Raw genomic sequence first — 19061 nt, 5'->3', positions numbered from 1 at the left:
TCGCCATCAGTCGAACCATTTTCGTAAGGAGAGATATGCCGCAGCGGCCAATCGTGATTGTGGGGGGATGGCTCTCATCACCAGGCGATTACGTGCGCATGGCTCGCACGCTGGCCAATCCTCCCTACGGGCGTATTGTCTATATCACAGACTTCGGACGTATCGCGTGGGCCTCGCTGCGTGATCCCGACTTCACACCGGTGCTCGATGTGCTGGCGCAAACGGTGGAACTGGCGCTCGCCGAAACCGGGGCTGACCGCATTGACCTCATCGGCCACAGCGCTGGCGGGCGCATCGCTCGCGCCTATCTTGGCCACCTGCCCTACAATGGCAAACGCTACGATGGGCAGCGCTTCGTCGCCAGCCTTACCACGCTGGGCACCGCCCATACCACCTACGAGGTGTGGGTCAAGAACTTCGCCAGCCTGATTAACGAACGCTACCCGGGCGCCTTCTACCCTCACATCAGCTATCGCTCCGTCGCGGGGCGAAGCGTGCGCGGGCGACGCTTTGGCACCCTGGAGGAGATCATTGCCTTTCGCTCGTATGAGGTATCATTTGGCAACGGCCATCAGATCGGCGATGGAATCGTACCGACCGATGCGTGCTACCTGGAGGGTGCTGACAATATCATCCTGGAAGGCGCGCGCCATGCGCCCTACAACGCGCCCCACACCTGGTATGGCGCCCCCGAGGTCGTCCCGTTATGGTTCGAGGAAGTCGCCGTTCCGGCCTGATGCGTGGATCGGAGAGGTTCAGACCTGCTTCCTCGACCGCGGGCGGAAACGACGACGCGGCACGTGTCACGCAAAGCGAGATATATGCGTCCAATGGTCCTGATTGGAGGCTATCTAACCGGTCCGGGCGATTTCGCGGAGCTGGCTGCGGCTCTCGAGCAGCCGCCGTATGGCTATCGGGTGTTCGTAGCGCCTATCGGGCGGGTGCGCTGGGCGCTGACCCGTGATTGGGATTTCCGGCCCGTGCTGGAGATTGTGCGCGCCACGGTGGCGCGCGCGCTCGAAGAGACCGGCGCCGACACCGTAGATATGCTGGCCCACAGCGTCGGCGGCACCGTGGCGCGGATGTACCTGGGTGAACAACCCTACCTGGGGCATATCTATGGCGGACGGCGCTACGTTCGGACGCTGGTGATGCTCGGCACGCCCCATCACAGCCAGGAGTACTGGACGCGCCGGTCGGTCGGATTCGTGAACCAGGCCTATCCGGGCGCGTTTTATGCTGATGTGCGCTACGTCTCAGTGATTGGACGGGCCATTCAGGGCCATCCTCGCGGAACCCTGCGCCAGCGGATGGCCCGCAGAAGCTATGTGATGGTTTCCGGAGCGGAACACGAGCAGGCATGGGGAGACGGCGTCACTACCCTGCACTGCGCGGCGCTGCGGGGCGCGGAATATCTGGTGGTGGACGGCGTGAGCCACTCGCCGCTCCACGGGCGCCCCTGGTATGGCGACCGCGCCGGCCTGGCTCGCTGGGGCCGGGTGTTGAGGAAAGAAGCCTTAATAGAGGCGCCGGTTGTTTGAAATACCCTTCTTTTGTATTATAATACAAAGGCGTGGCGGAGGATACAGGGCCGGACGACTCCTGAATCCGATAATGCCGATTGGCGGGTATCGCGCCCCCTGTGGCGCATGGGCGGCATAGCGCCCCGGCGCAGTCCGGGCAGGCTTTGAGACACGGTAGTTCCGACGCTGACCCGTCCTGTGGTCGTTTAGCAAAAGGGCCGATGGTCATGACCAGTTCGCAGGCGCAGTTTCGCTGTTTCCCTGATTGCCGCTGTATGCACGACGATGAGGAGCTCGCACGACATGTGGAGCGGGCATACGAGATGGTTTTCAAGGGTGCGGTGGATTTCTTCGTACTGAAAGCCGCCTCGGAACTGGGCCTGTTCGAGGCCATGGCCGCCGGCCCCCAGACCGTTGCCGCCCTTGCCGAAATTACCGGCAGCGTGCCAGCGCGGCTTAAACGCCTGTTGATCGCAATGCAACAGATTGGCCTGGCACAGAACGCCGACGACAACTGGCGCCTGACGCCCTTCGCCGAGCAGTTCTTCACCGATCCCGAACACCATCGCAACATGACCATGGTGCCATTCGTAGGCTTCATGGCCGATCTGGTGCAGAGCTTCTTCGGCAACCTCGCCGATGTGACCCGCGGCAAGTTGGATTTTACCAGCCAGGTGCCGCATCCGCCGCGCACGCGTGAGGACAGCGTCTTCTACGAAACCATCCACCGCTCCAACATTCACTTCGTGCAGAAGTTGCTGCGCGACAAGGCCCGGCTGGAGGGCGTCCGCCACTTGATTGACGTGGGAGGGGGGATTGGCGACATCGCGGCGGCTTTGTGCGACAAATATCCCGACCTGCGCGTCACGCTGCTGAACCTGCCCAGCGCGCTGGACCTGGTACGGGAGAACATGGCCGCCCGTGGCCTGAGCGAGCGGGTCACGCCCGTGGCGGTGGACATGTACCGCGAACCCTATCCGGAGGGTGACGCCGTACTCTTCGCCCGCATTCTCTACCCGATGAACCGCCAGTTCTCGGCAATGCTGCTGAAGAAGGCCTATGACGCCCTTCCCGTCGGCGGTCGCGTCGTTATCCTGGATATGGACATCAGCAACCCGCAGCGCCCGAATTATGACTACCTGACCCACTACCTGTGCAGCATCGGGATGGATTTTTCGGTGCTGGACTTCAAGGAGCATACAATCTATCCCGACTTGCTGCGAGAACTGGGCTTTGGCGAGATCAGCTTCGATGAAGCATACGACCATGTGTTGTATCAAGCGGTGAAGATGTAGTTTGGACGTCACAGAGAGCATTGACACATCAATGATCACAACCTCTGAAAAGCAGGTCTCGCTGGGCAAAAAGATCCGCGCGCACATCGAACTAGCCGATCCGGTGACGTGGATCTCGCCTGCGATTGTCACCCTTTTCGGAGCGCTCGCTTCGGGGCAAGACATCGGCTTCCAGTGGACGAGCGGGCGCGACTGGGCAATGGCAATGCTGGGGGCGCTGATGTGCGGCCCGCTGGGCACCGGTTTTAGTCAGAGCATTAACGATTACTTCGACCGCGACATTGACGCGATCAATGATCCGGGAAGACCAATTCCAGCCGGACTGGTCACGCTCAACGAAGCGCGCCTGAACTGGATCGTGCTGGGAGCGGCGACGTTTCTGGTATCGCTGATTTTCGGGAGCGCGCTGATCACGATCCTGGCGGTGCTGGGCATCATTCTATCGGTGCTCTACAGCATGCCTCCGGTCAAGCTCAAGAAGCACTTTTTTCTCGGCCCCCCCGCAGTCGGGCTGGGCTATGTCAGTATGAGCTGGCTGGTCGGCCATCTGATCTTTGCGCCGCTAACCTGGCAGAGCGTGATTGTTGCCTGGATCAATGGATCGATAGCTTCGGGCATGCTCTTTCTGAATGACATCAAGAGCGTTGAGGGCGACCGGCTGCACGGGTTACAGTCATTGCCGGTGGTTATTGGGGTGCATAAGACGCTGATTATAGCCTTCCTGACCATTAATCTCTCCCAGATGCTCCTCATGGCGCTGGCGTTCATCTGGGGCTATTTCTGGGTGGCGGCGTTTATTCTGCTTGCAATTGTCGCGCCAATTCGCAACCAGGTTCAGTTGTATCGTGAGCCGAACCAGAAGAACTATTTGCGCTATCTGGTGACCAGTAATCCGTTTGTGGTGCTCATTCAGGTCGTGTCAGCGCTTATGGTGGGCGGCTATTTTGGATAGCGTCTAGAGCATGCACTCAAGTCAAACACGGGGGCTGGCGTGAAGCCTGGCCTGGCAGCAGCGCTCTGAGATAAGATAATGGAGGTCGGCCATGACGGAAACCACAGGTGAGGTGCGGGTGCGGACGCTGCCCGCGCGCAGAAGCGACAGCCTGGTTGAGTCGGTGGTGGAGTTTGGCGGGGGGATCTTCCGTCTGGGCTTCTCGCTCATTATGCTCCCCCTGGGGCTTCTGCCCATCGAAACACGCACGCACATGCGGAACGCGACCAGGGAACTCATGTATGCCTTCGCAACGCTCCCGCGCGACTTCGCCGAGACCGCGGGCCAGGCGATCGAGGCGTGGGCCGCCGAAATCCCGCCGCAGGGGGCAAGCCACACGAAGGCGCCAAAGGACGAGGTGTCGGCAAACTAGGAGCCTGTTAGCACAACCTGGCGGCGCCGGACGCCTCGGAACACGAGGATGGTCGGCCAACCGCCAGGCGCCACCGGCGCGATACGGTATCGCACCAGCATTAAGGAGAACTTCTATGAGCGACACCGGAACCACCAGCATTACCCGCACGGAACGAGAGGGTCTGTTTGAACTCACCGCCGTGCTGGTTGGCGGGCTCACCCGCGTGGGCCTGTCGATCGCGGCGATCCCGTTAATTCTGCTGCCGAAGAACTCACGGGTGCGCGCCCGGCGCGCAATGGCTGAATTTGCTCTCGCCGCCGTCGCGCTCCCCAAGGAATTGACCGCAGTGTCGGAGCGAGTGGTTGATGATCTCTTCGCTGGGACTGCGTCCGCGCCGAGTCTGCCCAGCCCGCAACAACTCACTGAGCGCGCCCGCGCCTTCACCGAGCGCCTGGCCCGCGCCGCGGACGAGTTCGGCGCCAGCGTGGGTCGCGCTGCTGGCCGCGCCGCCGATCAGGTCGAGCGCGCCGCCGCGAAGGTGGACGAGTGGGTCGAACGACCACCGCAAACTCCCTCCGCATAGAGGGCGCCCTCGGACAGAGGCGGAAGAGGGAGCGCGCGAGTCGAAGCAAGCAAGCGTAGGAACCGCACGGTGGAGTCGCCGGCATGATGCCGGTCTGGCGCCACTGAGGGTGGTTCCTGCGTTTCTTCGTCTTGCAGGTGCGCGCTCCCCCTCGCTATGGCGCCCCGGAGACGGCTACGCAGCGTCAGCAGGGCGGTTTTTTTGATTCCGCTTGCGAAAAGCGTGGTATCCTAAAAACGAGATGGATACCACTGAACGTTTTTCAGCCGCTGGGCAGACCTATGCATATCGTTATTCTGGGCGCCGGCTATGCTGGCCTTCGCGCCGCTCTCGATCTTGACCGCCTGCTGCGTGAGCGTGGTCATTCCGATCAGGTCACCCTGGTTGACCAACATAGCTACCACCAGTTGATCCAGGTGATCCATCGCGTTGCAGCGGCGGCCATGCCTCCGGAAGCGGCAATCTACGACCTGAAGACCCTGCTGCAGAATCACACCATCAGTTTCGTGCAGGGCACGGTGCGCGAAATCGCGCCCGTGCAGCGAACTGTTCATTTCGAGGATGGTCGCGTCCTGAGCTACAACCGCCTGGTGATCGCCCTGGGTGCGGAAACAGCCTATGGCAACGTGCCTGGCGCGCGCGAGCACAGCCTTCCTCTGCACACCTTCCAGCACGCGCTGCGCCTCCGCGACCATATCGTAGCCCGGTTCGAGGCCGCCGCGCAAAGCGGGGATCCCCGCGAACAGCGCCTCCTCCTCACCACTGCCATTGTTGGCGGTGGTTATACCGGCTGCCAGTTTGCCGGCGAACTGGCCGAGTGGGTTGACGATCTCTGCGTCCAGACCGGCGCGCCGCGCCGCGAGGTGCGCATCGCCCTCGTCGAACGCACGTCGCTCCTCCTGAGCCAGTTTGGCGAATGGGCCACCCGCACCGCCGAGCGCATCCTCGATGAACAGGGGGTCAGCGTCTACCTGAACACGATCGTCGAGGCAGTGGAGCCCCACCTCCTGCGCCTGGCCGGGAATCGCGTCCTCCGCGCCGGGACCATCGTCTGGGCTGGCGGGATTCAGGGGCCTCCCCTTCTGCGCGCTTCGGGGTTGCCGGTTGATGCCGCGGGACGCGTGCTGGTAGACCGCTACCTGCGCGTGCGCGATCAGGCGTTGATCTTCGCTGCCGGCGACTGCGCTGCCATTCCGATGGGCTATAATGGCGACACCGTGCCAGCAACGGCCAGTTTCGCGATGCGCCAGGGCGCGCATCTCGCCGAGACGCTGCTCGCCGAAGTGGAGGGCCGGCCTCCGCGCACCTACGAACCGCTGGTGCTGGGTGAACTGGTGTCACTCGGCCATCACTATGCCGTGGGCAACCCCCTGGGCCTGCCGGTTACCGGCTATCCGGCGGTGCTGCTCAAACAGGGCGTCGAACAATACTACCGCGCGACGCTGGAACGGTCGCTCACATGATAACAGGGCGAGGTGTTACGCGCCGCAACCCTGGCGGCACAAGGGGGCGCGCGCCCCGGGAGTAGTGGAATGATTGTTCAGGAAGAGTGGGTCTCGATTAACACCACCCCGGATGTGGTCGAACGCTATTTGACATCGCCAGAGCTGATGAACCAGTGGCGCTCGCCTCAGGTCGTGCTCGAACCGATCCAGGGTGAGTTGATGACCCTCGGCAGCATCCATAAAATGCGCCTCAAACCGCTGGCCCTGGCGGGCGCCGATTATACCGTCGTTGAACGCGACTCGGGCAAGATTGTGATGAAGATCGAGGGTCTCTGGGAAGGCACCGAGCTGTGGCGCTGGTTCCCCGACGGCAACCGCACCGTGGTGCAGAACCGCGTCGAGTACGAGGTCCCGAATCCCGGTCTGCGGGTGTTTGTGCTCGGCATCGGTCGCCTCCTGGCGAGCCTGGATATGCGCATCCAGCTCGAACGCCTGCGCCAGGCCATTGAAGGCCCGCCACCCAGCATGGCCGCGCTCTTCGGCGGCACTACCAGCACCGTGCCGCGCTCCCAGCGCATTGATATTGAGACCTAGCCTCTCCGGCCAGGGCTGCCAGGGGCATTGCCCTATTGCCTCAGCAGAGTCCTGGGAAAGCCAGATCCCCGGTGGGGCAATCCTGGGGATTGCCCCACGTGTCTTTCCACCCCTTTGCAACATTTATGCAAAACCCTTTTCCTCTAGCGAAAAGGCGACCCCTGTGCTAGGATACAGTTCAGCCGGCAACGACGCTCGCCCGGTACTGCAAGGGGGTTCGTATGGCACAGGAAGGTCGTCGCTTCAGTCCCCGTGATGAAGCCTATCTGAACAGCACGGGCTTTGAACCGTACATGGCTGCCGGGATCGTGTTCCTCGTAATCCTGACCGCTGTGTTTATTTTCAGCATCAAGATTCACTTCGCCTGGCTGTTCTGGCCGGGGATGTTCGTCGCGGTCCTTGGCGGCTATGTTACCCTCAACCGGCTCGAACGCCGCGAGTACCGGCGCAAACTCGCCGAACTTGAAGCCGAAGCCGCCCGGCGCGAGGCGCCCGGAGCGTGATGGTCTGGATACCAGACTGTAATCCAGCGTTTATGCTTCTGTCATCCTGAGTTGGCGTCGCCTGGCCCGCCCCCGTGCTAGGCTAGGGTTACGTTTTGACCTGCTCAGGAGACAGCACTATGGAGACCCTTCGCAGCCTTCGCTCCCGCCATGCTCTGTCCTTGCTGGATCTTGCCGCCCGGACCGGTATCCCCGCCCGCCAGATTGCCGAGATTGAGCACGGCCTGCGCCGGCTTAGCCCCGAGCAGCGCGAGCGTCTGGCCCACTTTCTCGGCCTGCGCCCAACCGATTTCACCGGGGCGCACCGGCGCCTGACCGGCGCCGTGGCGGCTGCCGTCGCTCCACCGGCTGACCAGCGCCTCTTACAGCTCCTTGCCACGTTGACCGTGGCCACCTCACTCGCCGCTGCTGGAGCCACTGTTCGCTCCGAGATGGATCTCCCGCGCTGGAATGTCTCGCTCCCGGCAGCCATAGCCACGAGCAACTCCCAACCACGCGCCAGCGACCCCGACCCCGGATCCAGCAATTCCGCTCCCATTGCCATCAAGGCGCCGCAAGCATCGCCAATGCGCCCTGCTGTTGGCGCCCTGCCGACGATGCTGCACCCCTCGCCTTTCCCCGCTCCCGCTCCAACCACGCCCCCCGCAGCTCTCAGCCCGGCCCTGCTGGCCGGCCCGCCACCGGCTGAACATCTCGCTCCCGCTCCCCTGCCATCGATTGAAACCCTCCCGCCCTTTCGCCTGAGCGACGCCGGTCCACTCGGCTGCCCGGTTGCGCCTACCCGTGGGCGCGTGGTAATTACCCAGGGCTACGGCGTCGGCACCCATGCCCCCGCTGCGATCTGGGGCGCGATTGACCTCGCCGTAGACGACGATGGTGATGGGTACGCTGAGGCAGGGGCAAGCTGGTACGCGCCGATCGTCGCCACCCACGACGGCTATGCTACCGTCACCCCCAACAGTCACCCGGGAGGCAACTACGTCTCCATCCAGGACCCCGGCGGCGTCTGGCGCACCGGTTACGGGCATCTGGCGTTGATCACGGTGATACACGGACAGTTTGTGCGCGCCGGAGAACAGATCGGGTTGATGGGCAATAGTGGCGTGGCCAGCGGCCCCCACCTGGATTATCAGGTCTGGCGCGGTGGCGTGAACATTGACCCGACGCCCCTGGTGGGCTGTTAGAGCGCTGACCGGAATGCTTGATCCCCCGAGGAACCCTGAGCGGCACAGAGAAGCCGTTGGCGCCGGTAGAGTGTCGGGCGTCATCGCGCATACCGGCAGGGGCGATCGACCGGTCGCCCCTGCCGGTCCAGAAGGGCAGGAAGGTCGAGAGCTGCCCCCCGCCCAACTACGGGGCATGCATGGCCGCCTGAGGAGAGAGTCTTACGAGAGGAAACGCCTCCCCGAGGTCGGTGGTTGTCTTTAACCCCGAATGGAACGCTGAAATACCACCAGCGCCAGCCAGGTGCAGGCGAGGGCGAATAGCGTCAGCACGGCCACGCTGAGGGGCAACGGGAGGGTATAGGGCGTGCCGAAGGCCAGGCCACGCACCGCATCGATGAGATAGGTGGTCGGATTGAACAAAACGATGGCCAACATCCATCCCGGCAGCACAGCGAGCGGATAGAGGGCATTCGAGGCGAAAAGCAGCGGCAGGTTGAAGAGGAAGATCATGCCGTGGTAGCCCGCAATCGAGCGCGAGACGGCAGCCACGGCCAGCGCCAACCCGCTGAAGCCTACCGCGAAGATCGTCAGCAAGAGCAGGGAGGCCAACCATCCGAACGGGTTAGGCGCCAGACGAGCGCCCATGAGAATACCTACCAGCAGCATGATCAGGGCCTGGATCAACGCCTTGGTGGCGGTGCTCGTGGCACTGCCGAGGAGAATGCTCAATCGAGGGATGGGCGCGGCCAGATACTCCTTCAGAATGCCGCGCAGGCGCTCGTCGAGAAGCACCATGCCGCCGCCTACCGACCCGCCCAGGGCGCTCAGCGCGATGATTCCCGGCAGGATGTAGGACATGTAGTCGCTGCCGTCCACCTCGCCGATCATCCCGCGCATGCCCACGCCAAAGAGCACGACCCACAGCACTGACTGTAGCAGCAACCCCAGCAGTTCTTCGGTGCTGCGGAGGAACTTGGTCATATGCTTGTTCCAGATGACCAGGGTCGCATTCATAGGTGTAGACCTTTCATGTTCCAGGCAGATTTCACAGCTAGATTATACACAATGAAAAGGGTTTATATCAACCTGGAGAGTTTAGTATTCTCCGAAGTAAGTTCCCTGGCATTTCCGCCCCCTCCCAGCCTCCCCCAGTTGGGGGAGGAGCCGAGCGCCCTCCCCCGGCTTCTCAGGTGTAGGGGTTTCCAGCATCCTCACGTCGCATTCGCCATCCGGGGCATTGGGACACCCAACTCCCCCCTCTCCCGCGCGCGGGAGAGGGGGGCAGGGGGGTGAGGACCGTAAGCGCATTGGAATGCTGAAAACCCCTGCTCGCCCAAAAATATACCTGAGATCCTCCCCCGGCGGGGAAGGGTTAGAGAGTGGGTGAGGGTCTAGCGACAAACTTTGTTAACAGACTATCTAGCCCAGGCTGGAGGGTCGGGCCCAACCCGGAAGGGTGGGCCGGGCGAGTTCTATCAGGCAGAGGCTTCGGGAAAGCGCGTTTCCCTCATCCTCAATCACGGAGCGCCCGCCCGGTATGGTGCAAAAACACATCCCCGAGGCCAGGACGCGAGACTGTCACGTCTTCGACCACAAAGCCGTCACCGCTAGCCAGGCCCACTACCTCAACCAGACGCCGGCTGCCGCTATCTACGTACACCAGCACCATTGCCGCTTCCGGATCGATTTCGACGCGCGCAACGAAGGGGAGGGCCGCGACGTGGGACACGAAATGCTCCCGATTTCCGGAACCACGCACGCGGATCACATCGGCGCCCAGAGCGGCTGCCAGCTCACCCGGCGTTCCTTCGGCGACAAGACGGCCGTAGTCAACGATGCCTACCCGCCCGGCGAGGGCCTCCGCTTCGTCCATGTAGTGGGTGGTGAGGAGGAGCGTCAGACCGCGCTCACGGTTCAAGGAGCGGAGGTAGCTCCAGATCCCCACCCGGTTCTGCGGGTCGAGGCCCTGCGTCGGCTCGTCGAGAAAGAGCACCCGGGGATCGGTCATCAGCCCGCGGGCCAGTTCCAGCCGGCGCTTCATGCCGCCCGAATAGGTGTGCACACGCCGGTCAATCGTCTCGCCCAGTTGCACCAGCTCGACGAGTTCCGCGATACGCTGGCGGCGCAAGGCGGCGGGCAGGCGGTAGAGCCGGCCATGGATGTCAAGCACCTCGCGGCCCGTCAGATCGGCATCGAGCACGATGTCCTGAAATGTCACCCCGATGCACGCGCGCACCTGATCGGCCTGCCGGACAACATCGTAGCCGCACACGAACGCCTCGCCTGCCGTCGGCACGGCCAGAGTGGTGAGCATATTGATGGTTGTCGTCTTGCCCGCCCCGTTCGGCCCCAACAGTGCGTAGATCGTCCCGGTGGGGACCGCCAGGTCGATCCCATCAACCGCGATCACCGCACCATAGTGCTTGCGTAAACCACGGGTCACAATTGCCAGGTCTGTCATGGTTCGCGTCGGTCCTGTGCGCTGGAAACCGAGATTTGTGATATTCTACACCAGGTACTGGCGCGGCTGTGCCGCACCGCGCTGGCATACCAGGATGTAATCCTGTGGAGTGCGCAGCCCTCCCCGCCCCTCCTGCCGACAGGCGCTCGTAGGAGGGCTGTGCCCTTGCAAACGCGCGCATCGGGCAGGGGTGTGGGGAAAGCCGGGTTCCTCACACCCCTTCAACCGCAGTGAAGAGTTGAAGGATCATCACGCACTGGCAAGAAACATTGACGTGCAAGGGCCAACATTTTGCTATAGTGCTGGCACATTGGGCTTTGATCAATGGATAAGGACCATCATCACCAGCGCGGTCCAACAGGTAAAAACCCGACTGCCACGGTAGTCAGGTTTTTTGTTTGCGCTTCTTTTACGACCGATTGCTGGTGAGCGGTTTGAAGGGCTGAACCGTATGGCATTGCAGATCAAGCGTTTTCTGGTCGGCAAGCCCATTGCCACTGAACAACAGCATCAAGAACGGCTCACACGCGCCACGGCGCTGGCCGTATTTTCTTCTGATGCGCTCTCCTCCGTGGCCTACGCGACCGAGGCTATTTTGACGGTGCTCATTCTGGCGGGAACGCAGGCTCTGGGTCTGGCGCTGCCGATTGGCGGGGCCATTGCCGCGCTGCTGGCCATTGTCGCCTTTTCCTACCGGCAGACCATTCGGGCCTACCCGCGGGGCGGGGGCGGCTACATCGTCAGCCGTGACAACCTGGGCGATACGGCGGGCCTGGTCGCCGCAGCGGCGCTGCTGATTGACTACGTGCTGACGGTTGCGGTCAGCATCTCTGCAGGGGTAGCGGCCATCACCTCGCTGGCCAGCACCTGGGGCTACCCGGGGCTGAAGCACGCCGCCGTGGAGATCGCCCTTCTGTGTATCGCCATGGTAACACTGGCGAACCTGCGGGGCGTCAAGGAGAGCGGAGCGATTTTCGCCGTGCCCACCTACGCCTTCGTCGTCAGCATTCTCAGCCTGATCGCCTTCGCCCTCGTCAAAGACGCGCTCTACGGAGCCACACCGGTGGTCCACCCTGTTCCGCCGCCAGTTCCCGAGCTCGGCGAGGCGCTTGGTCTCTGGCTGATCCTGCGCGCCTTCGCCGCCGGCTGCACCGCGCTCACCGGCATCGAAGCCATCAGCGACGGGGTGCAGGCCTTCAAGCCGCCGGAAGCGAGAAATGCCGCTGCGACCCTGACAATCATGGTCATTCTGCTGATCTCCATGTTCTTAGGAATCACCTGGCTGGCGCATCTGCACCAGGCCGTGCCCAACGAGATCACCCACGAAACAATCGTCTCGCAGATTGCGCGCACGGTGGTGGGAACCGGCCCGGCCTATTTTGGCATCCAGGTGGCCACGGCGCTCATCCTGGTGCTGGCGGCCAACACCGCCTTCGCCGACTTTCCACGGCTGGCGTCGTTTCTCTCGCGTGACCGGTTCATGCCCCGGCAGTTCGCCTCACGGGGTGACCGTCTGGTGTTCTCCAACGGCATTCTGGCCCTGGGCTTCTTCTCGGCGCTGCTGGTAGTGATCTTCCAGGCTAACGAGATCGCCATGCTGCCGCTCTACGCCGTGGGGGTATTCATCTCTTTCACCCTGTCGCAGGCCGGCATGGTGCGACGCCAGTTGCGCATGCGCGAGCCGGGCTGGCAACGGGGGGCGCTCATCAGCGCAGTGGGCACGGTGCTCACGGCGATTGTCCTGGTGATCCTGGCAATTACCAAGTTTACCCACGGCGCCTGGATCGTGCTGACCCTTATCCCGTTGCTCGTGCTGGTCTTCCAGGCCATTCACCAGCATTACCTGCGCGTGGCCGAGCAACTCTCCCTCTCCACGGCAGTCAAGCTCCCCGATCTGCGCCGCCATACGGCCATCGTCCTGGTCAGCGGCATCCACAAGGGCGTGCTTCCCGCATTGCAGTACGCGCGCTCCATCGCCCCCGACAATGTGACGGCAGTGTATGTCAACCTCGACCCTGACCAGACCGAGCGGCTACGGGTGCGCTGGCGCGAGTGGGGCTGCGATATACCGCTGGTGGTGCTGGAGTCGCCCTTCCGCTCCTTGCTCAGACCCTTGCGCAGCTACATCGCCGAGGTGCAGTCGCATTACAAGGACGGCGTCGTCACGGTGATCCTGCCGGAGTTTGTGCCTGCCCGCTGGTGGGAGCACCTGTTGCACAACCAGACCGGCTGGCTGATCAAGACGGCGTTGATGTACCAGAAGGGCACGGTGGTGACCAGTGTACCCTACCGGCTGGAACGCTAGCCCTGCTCCGGGAGGTTTGGAGGGGCGGCGCTCCTCCGAACCCTTGCTTACGCCAGGCGGCTTATTGAGAGGAGCGTAGGGAAACCCGGTTTCCCTTCATCCCTCTGAGGAGAGAAAAAAGAGCTTTCGTTAGTCGCGGCTCAGGCGCCGCTCCACGGCCATGCGATCAGGCAGCGCGGCGAGCCCCCGGCCCTCGACGGCGCAGGCGGCCGCCGCGCTGGCATAGGTAGCCGCGGCCAGGGCATCGCCGGTCTCCCACAGGCGCAGCAGCAGCACGGCAGCGAAGACATCGCCGGCGCCGGTCGGGTCGCGCTCATGGGCGGGGAAGGGCGGCACATAGCACGGCTCACCCGCCACATAGAGCGTCGCGCCCGCCGCGCCGCGCGTAACGGCCACCAGTGGGCACAGCCGGGCGTAATACCTGGCCAGGTTCTCGTCACCGCCAACATCCTCGATGCTAAGAACGATCAGGTGGACGTAGCGCAACAGCGCCGCCGCAGGCCGCCAGGGGGCCGGGCGCACGGGGGCCGGCAGAGGCGCGTCCCAGGCGCGCAACCATCCCTGCGGGGTTACCCCAACCAGGGCGTGCGGAAAGGCCGCGGCCCAGGCCAGATCGACTTCGCCAGCGACGGGCGCGAGATGCACGAGCGGGGCGGCGCGCCAGGACGCAGGTAAGTCCTCGAAGCATACCGGCGGCGCAAGAGCGTGCAACCACTGACTCCTCCCAGAGGCGTCGTACCGATTGGCAAAGGTGGTGGTAATTGAACTGGCCGCTCCGGCAATCGCCACACCAGACGGCATGGCGGGAAGATGAGCAGGATTGGCGTTCGTGAGCACCCCCGCTGTCACGCCGAGGCGCGCCACCGCCGCAGCGGCGTACAGCGCCGAGCCGCCGGGGGTGTAACCGCCCTCGAGCAGATAATCGCGTGTGATGTGCCCGATGGCAAGGTAGCGAACGGGTTCCAGGACGCTCAGAGGTCAAACGCTCACTGTTTGGCGGGATAGATCACGATCTTGCGGTTCTCGCCCTCGCCGGTGCTCTCGGTGTAGATCGTCTTATCTTCACGGAGCGCCAGGTGCACGATGCGCCGCTCATAGGCCGCCATCGGCTCGAGCATAATGGGGCGGCCGGTCTGGCGCACGCGCTCGGCCATGCGGCGGGCGAGACCTTCCAGCGACTCCTGGCGGCGCTGGCGATAGTTGCCCACATCAACCACAATCTGGGGCCACTTCTGAACGCGCCGGCTCACCAGGAGGTTGAGCAGAAACTGGAGCGAGCGCAAGGTTTCGCCCCGCCGGCCAATCAGCAGTCCCATGGCCTCCTCGTCGGCGCCCTCGACGTGCAGCGTGATAGTCTCTTCGATGTCGCCCTTCTGTCCGGGCACGCGTGTGACCACCGGCGTGACATAGGCATGGATATCCATGCGCTCCAGCAACTCCTCAAGGATGGTGCGCGCGATCTCCTGCACCTCAGTCCCACCAGAAGCCGCGGCGGGAGTGACCGGGGCGGAAGAGGTCTCCTCATCATCGTCAACCACGGTCACACGCACCAGGGCCTCATCGCCCGACTCGCCGGCGTCCAGCACCGCGATCGCGACTTCATCACGATCCTTACCGAGCTGGGCCAGGGCCAGCTCAACAGCCTCGGCGACGGTGCGCGCGCTGATCTCGATGCTCTTCATAGTGCTCCTTGTGTGCAGGCTGGCGGCCTGACAACCCGCGGATGATGGACGGATCGTTACGCGGAGGGCTGCGCCTCCCACGCCCCCTCTCCCGATCTCGCCCAGCATCCCCGTTCCTATCTGTTCCGCTCTCATTTGCGCCGGCGCGGCTTCCGCGGATTGGCGGCCTGCGCGGGCTGGCGCGGTGCGGGAGGCGCTTCACTGGCGTCGGGCTGTACCGGTTCCGGGGCGAGCGTCTCAGGGGGCGTCTCCGGCGCCTCGGTCAGCGGACGCATGACGCTCCAGAAATCGGCGCGCGGCGTCGCGGCAGCGGAGGTTTCGGCGCCCGCCGCTGCGGAGGCCAGCGCTGGCGTCAGCGTCGAAGGCTTGCCGTCCGGTGGCAGGAACTTCAGGTAGTTGGCCAGCGACCCCCAGCCCGACGTGAAATACTGCTGCACAATGCCGACCACGCTGCTGACCACCCAGTAGAGCACCGCTCCCTGCGGGAAGGTGAAGGCGATGTAGCCAAACACCAGGGGCATGAACATCATCATCTGGGTCATGGCCTTCTGTTGCGGATCCTGGACCCGCGGCGTGGCCATTAACGTCTGCACCAGTTGCAGCACGATGGAGAGCACAGGCAATATCAGATAGGCGAAGCCGGCGAATCCGGTCGGTCCGAAGGTGACACCGCCGACCTCGATCACCCCGAACAGCTTCTGAGAGAAGATCTCGGCAATTGCCGGGTCGGCAAGGCGCGCGGCGGCCCGCTCGCTAAGGTACTGGCGGCCCGCCTCGCCGCCAAAGAGATGGTAGACTGCCTGATAGACGCCGAAGAAGATCGGCAGTTGCAACAACAGGGGCAGACACCCGCCGAGGGGATTGATTTTGTACTCCCGGTAGAGCTTGAGGGTCTCTTCGTTGAGCTTCTGGGGATCCTTGCCATACTTGCGCTGCAACTCTTTTATCATCGGTTGCAGTTCCTGCATGCGCCGGCTTGAACGAATGGAACTGAGGGTCAACGGCAGGATCACGATGCGCGCTGCGATAGTAAAGAGCACGATCCCCAGGGCAACGTTGCCCGTGATGGACGAGAACCAGATCAGGGCTAATTCGAGAAAGCCAACGAACGAGGACCAGATGGCGCCCATACGTGCAATCCTTTATGGTACGGGATCAGGATTCACTCCCTTCCCCGATGGAACATGTTCAGCAGCAAGCGCGTCGACGATGGTGTCGGCGCCAGCGGTGTCAGACCAGAGGCATGCCCGGCGCAGCAAGTGTTCCACCTCGCGCTGGAGCGACGAGAAAGGCATAGTCAGCACCGAGACGCCTCGAACGACAAAGACGAGATCGTAGCCTGGAACGATAGAGGGCAATGCCAGGCGCACCGCTTCGCGCACCCGTCGCCTGGCGCGATTGCGCCGCACTGCTGCGCCAAACTGCTTGCTGACCACAAACCCGCAACGTGTCCGCTTGCGCCGGCCCGCCGCGACTTGCAGCGTCAGATGTGGCGAGGTATATGTTCGACCTTCGCGCCTGACGCGCCGGAAGTGCTCCGGACGGCGCAGCCGGTATGCGCGCTTCATTCTGCCTGCCCACCTCGGCGAACGCCCTCCTGGTTTACAGGCCGGGACAGGGAACCATCGCGATGGAGCGGAAAGCAATGAGCGGCGCGAGAACCATACGGATTCGTCCGCCGGCCAGCACTCCATGTGAACCCGGGTGCGGTTTCAGGTGAACTGTTCGCGCGCCAGCACCGGGTCGAAGGTGTCTGAATACGCCGCGCCCCATCGAAAATCGTCTGTGAAGTTACGTTTCCTTGCACATCCGCCTCCCTCGCAGGCGCCCCCCCGCTGGGAGGATGAACCGGGCGCCCTCCCCCGGCGGGGGAAGGGGCAGGTGATCACCGAAAAACCTGGTTCACAGACTGCTAAGATCTCAAAACAAAAATCCGTTCTCTACGAACTGCCCTAGCGATGCCCTCGGCGGGCGTCATGGCGTCGCTCGTCGCTCACGGTCAATTTCCAACGGCCTTTCATGCGCCGGCGACGGAGCACGGCGCGCCCGTCTTTGGTCTTCATACGGGCCATAAACCCATGTTTACGCCGGCGCGGGATGCGCTTGGGCTGCCAGGTACGCTTCGGCATTGATGAACTCCTGAATAATGAATGATAGAACGGGGGAACACCCCTCGTCCACCATTCCTGCCGGAGGAAGGGATATTACAACGATGCTTCGTCTCGGCGGGGGTTATGGGGGCCTGCGTCTCCTGTAATGCATCCCTTTCCGGCGCGGCATCACTGCACCGGAAAGGGGCCGCAGGAAGGGCTTCGCCCCTTTTTCCTAAACAATTCGAACAAACTCCGTTTATTATACTCGTCGGGTTGAAGCAGTGTCAAATGGCAGCGCGTAGCTACGGCCTGTATGGGCCGCGGCTACGCACTGGCGGCGCATCTCCTCTACTCGTCGCGCCCGACCTGCTGCAGCGTGCGCCGGATGGCGTCGCGCTGGCGGCGCTCGAACCGTTCTTCGCCTTCGTCATCGAAGTCGTCGCCGCGCCGACTGCCCCGCCGATCGCGCCGGCTGGTGGACGGACCGCCGAACTTGGTCAGCAGATCCTCCAGGGTGGCATCGCCGACGAACTCCTCATCAAAATCATCGGAGGTATAAGTTTCCGTTTGGGCCGAAACGTTGCGCCGTTCGCGTTCGCGGCGCTCACGGCGCTCGCGTTCGCGATCACGACCGGCGCGGGCCTCGGCGGCTGAGGCAAAGCGGGCGGAGGCGGCGGGGGGCGTCGAGGGGCGCGGCGGTGGTGAGGCCTTTTCGGGCGCTTCCTCGGCCTCGACCTCGGCGGGAGGCGGCGGCTCCTCCAGGCGCATAGTCAGACTGATGCGCTTGCTCTGGTGGTCAACCTCGAGCACCTTGACCCTGACCTTGTCACCGACCTTGACCACGTCTTCCACACGGTTCACCCGCGTGTTGGCGAGGGCGGAGATATGCACCAGTCCATCACGCCCGACGCCAATGTCAACGAACGCGCCAAAGGGGGCGATGCCGCTCACCGTGCCTTCGAGGATCTGGCCAACCTCCAGGCCCTGCATTTTCTGGCTGCGCTGGGCGCGGCGCAGGCTCAGGCTGATGCGAGCGCCTTCGGGATCGACTTCGAGCACCTTGAACTGTAGCCGATCCCCGACCTTTACGGCGTCTTCGGGCTTTTCGACGCGGCCCTCGGCCAGTTCGCTGACGTGGATCAGACCATCTTTTCCGACGCCGATATCAGCAAAAGCGCCGAAGGGCGCGTAGCCGGTGATGACCCCCTCCACCAGATCGCCGACCTTGAGCGACGCCAGGCGCTCTTTATCAATCTCGGCGCGTCGGGAGCGGCCACGCCCGCCACGGGCGCCCTCGCCCTTCTCGCCGGCGCCGGTGCGCATCGTCAGGCTGATGCGCTTGGCTTCCAGATCAACGCTCTTTACCCGAACCCTGACCGTATCGCCGATCTGCACGAGATCCGAGGGCGTCTCGATGCGCGTATCGCTCATCTCGGAGATGTGCACCAGTCCGTCGCGTCCAACACCGATGTCAACAAAGATTCCATAGAGGGCAATCGAGGTCACCCGGCCCTCCAGTTCCATGCCGGGCTGGAGATCTTTCAGCTTGCGCGGGCGTGTTTCTTCCTCGGCCACCGGCACAAAACTGGCCCCCGCAGCCACGGTGGGAACCGGCGCCTCCTCCGAGGCTGGCATCGTCGTTTCGACCCCGTCAGAGGACGTCGCGGTCGCGGGAGGCCCACTCTGCTCTGCCGTCGCTTTAGCAGACGGCGAAGCCGCCGTCTCTTCCGCGGAGGCGGCAGTCACCAGTTCACCGTCACCCTCGCCAGACGCCCCGGCAACCACGCTGAGATGCGCCGCAGACATCGCCGGGGTAACGGGCGTCGCCGTCGTTTCCGCCGCAACCGGTGTCGCTGCCGATGGCTCGACCATCACCGCCTCAGACGCCCCAGCCGTGGTCTCAGGGGTAGGCTGCGCGGCGGCCCCGGCCGTCTGCCCCGGCGTGGCAGCCTCGCTCTGAGCGGCCGGAGCGTCCGCTGCGTCGAGCAGCGGGTGTTGCAACTCGCTCTCGGCGGACTCTTCCCTACGTACCTGATCGGTCATCTGCTCCCTTCCTCCTGGTGTA

At 63.5% G+C, this 19061-nt stretch carries 18 protein-coding genes and 1 pseudogene; 11 read left to right on the top strand and 8 right to left on the bottom strand.

Annotated elements, in window-relative coordinates; all coding sequences use genetic code 11:
* The first annotated feature begins 35 nt into the window (after positions 1–35).
* The 10 genes from NZU74_10910 (at position 36) to NZU74_10865 (ending at position 8473) form a co-directional block, all read left to right on the top strand.
* On the top strand, positions 36–737 hold the full coding sequence (locus tag NZU74_10910; GenBank protein ID MCS6881835.1) for an alpha/beta fold hydrolase: 702 nt from the start codon (positions 36–38) through the stop codon (positions 735–737).
* An 84-nt stretch (positions 738–821) separates the two neighbouring features.
* On the top strand, positions 822–1541 hold the full coding sequence (locus NZU74_10905) for a lipase (protein MCS6881834.1): 720 nt from the start codon (positions 822–824) through the stop codon (positions 1539–1541).
* Between the two features lie 287 nt (positions 1542–1828).
* Positions 1829–2818, top strand: a complete 990-nt coding sequence (gene bchU / locus NZU74_10900) for a C-20 methyltransferase BchU (protein ID MCS6881833.1) — start codon at positions 1829–1831, stop codon at positions 2816–2818.
* A gap of 31 nt (positions 2819–2849) precedes the next feature.
* Complete coding sequence (locus NZU74_10895; protein ID MCS6881832.1) at positions 2850–3770, top strand: UbiA family prenyltransferase; 921 nt, start codon at positions 2850–2852, stop codon at positions 3768–3770.
* Between the two features lie 91 nt (positions 3771–3861).
* Positions 3862–4182, top strand: coding sequence for a hypothetical protein (locus NZU74_10890; protein MCS6881831.1), 321 nt, complete (start codon positions 3862–3864; stop codon positions 4180–4182).
* 115 nt (positions 4183–4297) lie between these two features.
* The gene (locus NZU74_10885) at positions 4298–4747 is read left to right on the top strand and encodes a hypothetical protein (protein ID MCS6881830.1); all 450 of its coding nucleotides are present in this window, start codon (positions 4298–4300) and stop codon (positions 4745–4747) included.
* A 281-nt stretch (positions 4748–5028) separates the two neighbouring features.
* Positions 5029–6210, top strand: coding sequence for an NAD(P)/FAD-dependent oxidoreductase (locus NZU74_10880; protein ID MCS6881829.1), 1182 nt, complete (start codon positions 5029–5031; stop codon positions 6208–6210).
* A gap of 69 nt (positions 6211–6279) precedes the next feature.
* Positions 6280–6786, top strand: a complete 507-nt coding sequence (locus NZU74_10875; GenBank protein ID MCS6881828.1) for an SRPBCC family protein — start codon at positions 6280–6282, stop codon at positions 6784–6786.
* A gap of 221 nt (positions 6787–7007) precedes the next feature.
* A complete protein-coding gene (locus NZU74_10870; GenBank protein MCS6881827.1) occupies positions 7008–7289 on the top strand; it encodes a hypothetical protein in 282 nt (93 codons plus the stop codon).
* 119 nt (positions 7290–7408) lie between these two features.
* Positions 7409–8473 (top strand): peptidoglycan DD-metalloendopeptidase family protein, encoded by a 1065-nt coding sequence (locus NZU74_10865; GenBank protein ID MCS6881826.1) that lies wholly within the window; start codon positions 7409–7411, stop codon positions 8471–8473.
* A 240-nt stretch (positions 8474–8713) separates the two neighbouring features.
* Here NZU74_10865 and NZU74_10860 read toward each other — a convergent pair whose 3' ends face one another.
* Complete coding sequence (locus NZU74_10860) at positions 8714–9469, bottom strand: ABC transporter permease (protein MCS6881825.1); 756 nt, start codon at positions 9467–9469, stop codon at positions 8714–8716.
* 499 nt (positions 9470–9968) lie between these two features.
* Positions 9969–10916, bottom strand: a complete 948-nt coding sequence (locus NZU74_10855) for an ATP-binding cassette domain-containing protein (protein ID MCS6881824.1) — start codon at positions 10914–10916, stop codon at positions 9969–9971.
* A gap of 451 nt (positions 10917–11367) precedes the next feature.
* On the opposite strand from NZU74_10855, the gene NZU74_10850 reads away from it, so the two are divergent.
* A complete protein-coding gene (locus NZU74_10850; GenBank protein ID MCS6881823.1) occupies positions 11368–13221 on the top strand; it encodes an APC family permease in 1854 nt (617 codons plus the stop codon).
* A gap of 129 nt (positions 13222–13350) precedes the next feature.
* On the opposite strand, the gene NZU74_10845 is transcribed toward NZU74_10850, so the two are convergent.
* The 6 genes and pseudogenes from NZU74_10845 to NZU74_10820 all read right to left on the bottom strand — a co-directional run bounded on the left by NZU74_10845 (position 13351) and on the right by NZU74_10820 (position 19039).
* On the bottom strand, positions 13351–14085 hold the full coding sequence (locus NZU74_10845) for a PfkB family carbohydrate kinase (protein ID MCS6881822.1): 735 nt from the start codon (positions 14083–14085) through the stop codon (positions 13351–13353).
* A gap of 122 nt (positions 14086–14207) precedes the next feature.
* Complete coding sequence (locus tag NZU74_10840; protein MCS6881821.1) at positions 14208–14903, bottom strand: KH domain-containing protein; 696 nt, start codon at positions 14901–14903, stop codon at positions 14208–14210.
* 131 nt (positions 14904–15034) lie between these two features.
* Positions 15035–16033 (bottom strand): membrane protein insertase YidC, encoded by a 999-nt coding sequence (gene yidC / locus NZU74_10835; protein MCS6881820.1) that lies wholly within the window; start codon positions 16031–16033, stop codon positions 15035–15037.
* A gap of 108 nt (positions 16034–16141) precedes the next feature.
* Positions 16142–16471, bottom strand: a pseudogene (gene rnpA, locus NZU74_10830) (ribonuclease P protein component).
* A 384-nt stretch (positions 16472–16855) separates the two neighbouring features.
* On the bottom strand, positions 16856–17032 hold the full coding sequence (gene rpmH, locus NZU74_10825; GenBank protein MCS6881819.1) for a 50S ribosomal protein L34: 177 nt from the start codon (positions 17030–17032) through the stop codon (positions 16856–16858).
* A gap of 312 nt (positions 17033–17344) precedes the next feature.
* Positions 17345–19039: a S1 RNA-binding domain-containing protein gene (locus NZU74_10820; GenBank protein MCS6881818.1), complete on the bottom strand. Its 1695-nt coding sequence runs from the start codon at positions 19037–19039 to the stop codon at positions 17345–17347.
* Positions 19040–19061: the final 22 nt, after the last annotated feature.

The sequence above is a fragment of the Chloroflexaceae bacterium genome, from assembly GCA_025057155.1.
Classification (GTDB): Bacteria; Chloroflexota; Chloroflexia; order Chloroflexales; family Chloroflexaceae; genus JACAEO01.
The sequence above is the reverse complement of the archived record's forward strand: the minus strand, read 5'-3'. Positions and strand labels throughout refer to the sequence as shown.

Coding starts and splice junctions, on each gene's coding strand:
- NZU74_10910 (MCS6881835.1), top strand. CDS start 36: ATGCCGCAGCGGCCAATCGTGATTGTGGGGGGATGGCTCTCATCACCA.
- NZU74_10905 (MCS6881834.1), top strand. CDS start 822: ATGCGTCCAATGGTCCTGATTGGAGGCTATCTAACCGGTCCGGGCGAT.
- NZU74_10895 (MCS6881832.1), top strand. CDS start 2,850: ATGATCACAACCTCTGAAAAGCAGGTCTCGCTGGGCAAAAAGATCCGC.
- NZU74_10890 (MCS6881831.1), top strand. CDS start 3,862: ATGACGGAAACCACAGGTGAGGTGCGGGTGCGGACGCTGCCCGCGCGC.
- NZU74_10885 (MCS6881830.1), top strand. CDS start 4,298: ATGAGCGACACCGGAACCACCAGCATTACCCGCACGGAACGAGAGGGT.
- NZU74_10880 (MCS6881829.1), top strand. CDS start 5,029: ATGCATATCGTTATTCTGGGCGCCGGCTATGCTGGCCTTCGCGCCGCT.
- NZU74_10875 (MCS6881828.1), top strand. CDS start 6,280: ATGATTGTTCAGGAAGAGTGGGTCTCGATTAACACCACCCCGGATGTG.
- NZU74_10870 (MCS6881827.1), top strand. CDS start 7,008: ATGGCACAGGAAGGTCGTCGCTTCAGTCCCCGTGATGAAGCCTATCTG.
- NZU74_10865 (MCS6881826.1), top strand. CDS start 7,409: ATGGAGACCCTTCGCAGCCTTCGCTCCCGCCATGCTCTGTCCTTGCTG.
- NZU74_10860 (MCS6881825.1), bottom strand. CDS start 9,469: ATGAATGCGACCCTGGTCATCTGGAACAAGCATATGACCAAGTTCCTC.
- NZU74_10855 (MCS6881824.1), bottom strand. CDS start 10,916: ATGACAGACCTGGCAATTGTGACCCGTGGTTTACGCAAGCACTATGGT.
- NZU74_10850 (MCS6881823.1), top strand. CDS start 11,368: ATGGCATTGCAGATCAAGCGTTTTCTGGTCGGCAAGCCCATTGCCACT.
- NZU74_10840 (MCS6881821.1), bottom strand. CDS start 14,903: ATGAAGAGCATCGAGATCAGCGCGCGCACCGTCGCCGAGGCTGTTGAG.
- yidC (MCS6881820.1), bottom strand. CDS start 16,033: ATGGGCGCCATCTGGTCCTCGTTCGTTGGCTTTCTCGAATTAGCCCTG.
- rpmH (MCS6881819.1), bottom strand. CDS start 17,032: ATGCCGAAGCGTACCTGGCAGCCCAAGCGCATCCCGCGCCGGCGTAAA.
- NZU74_10820 (MCS6881818.1), bottom strand. CDS start 19,039: ATGACCGATCAGGTACGTAGGGAAGAGTCCGCCGAGAGCGAGTTGCAA.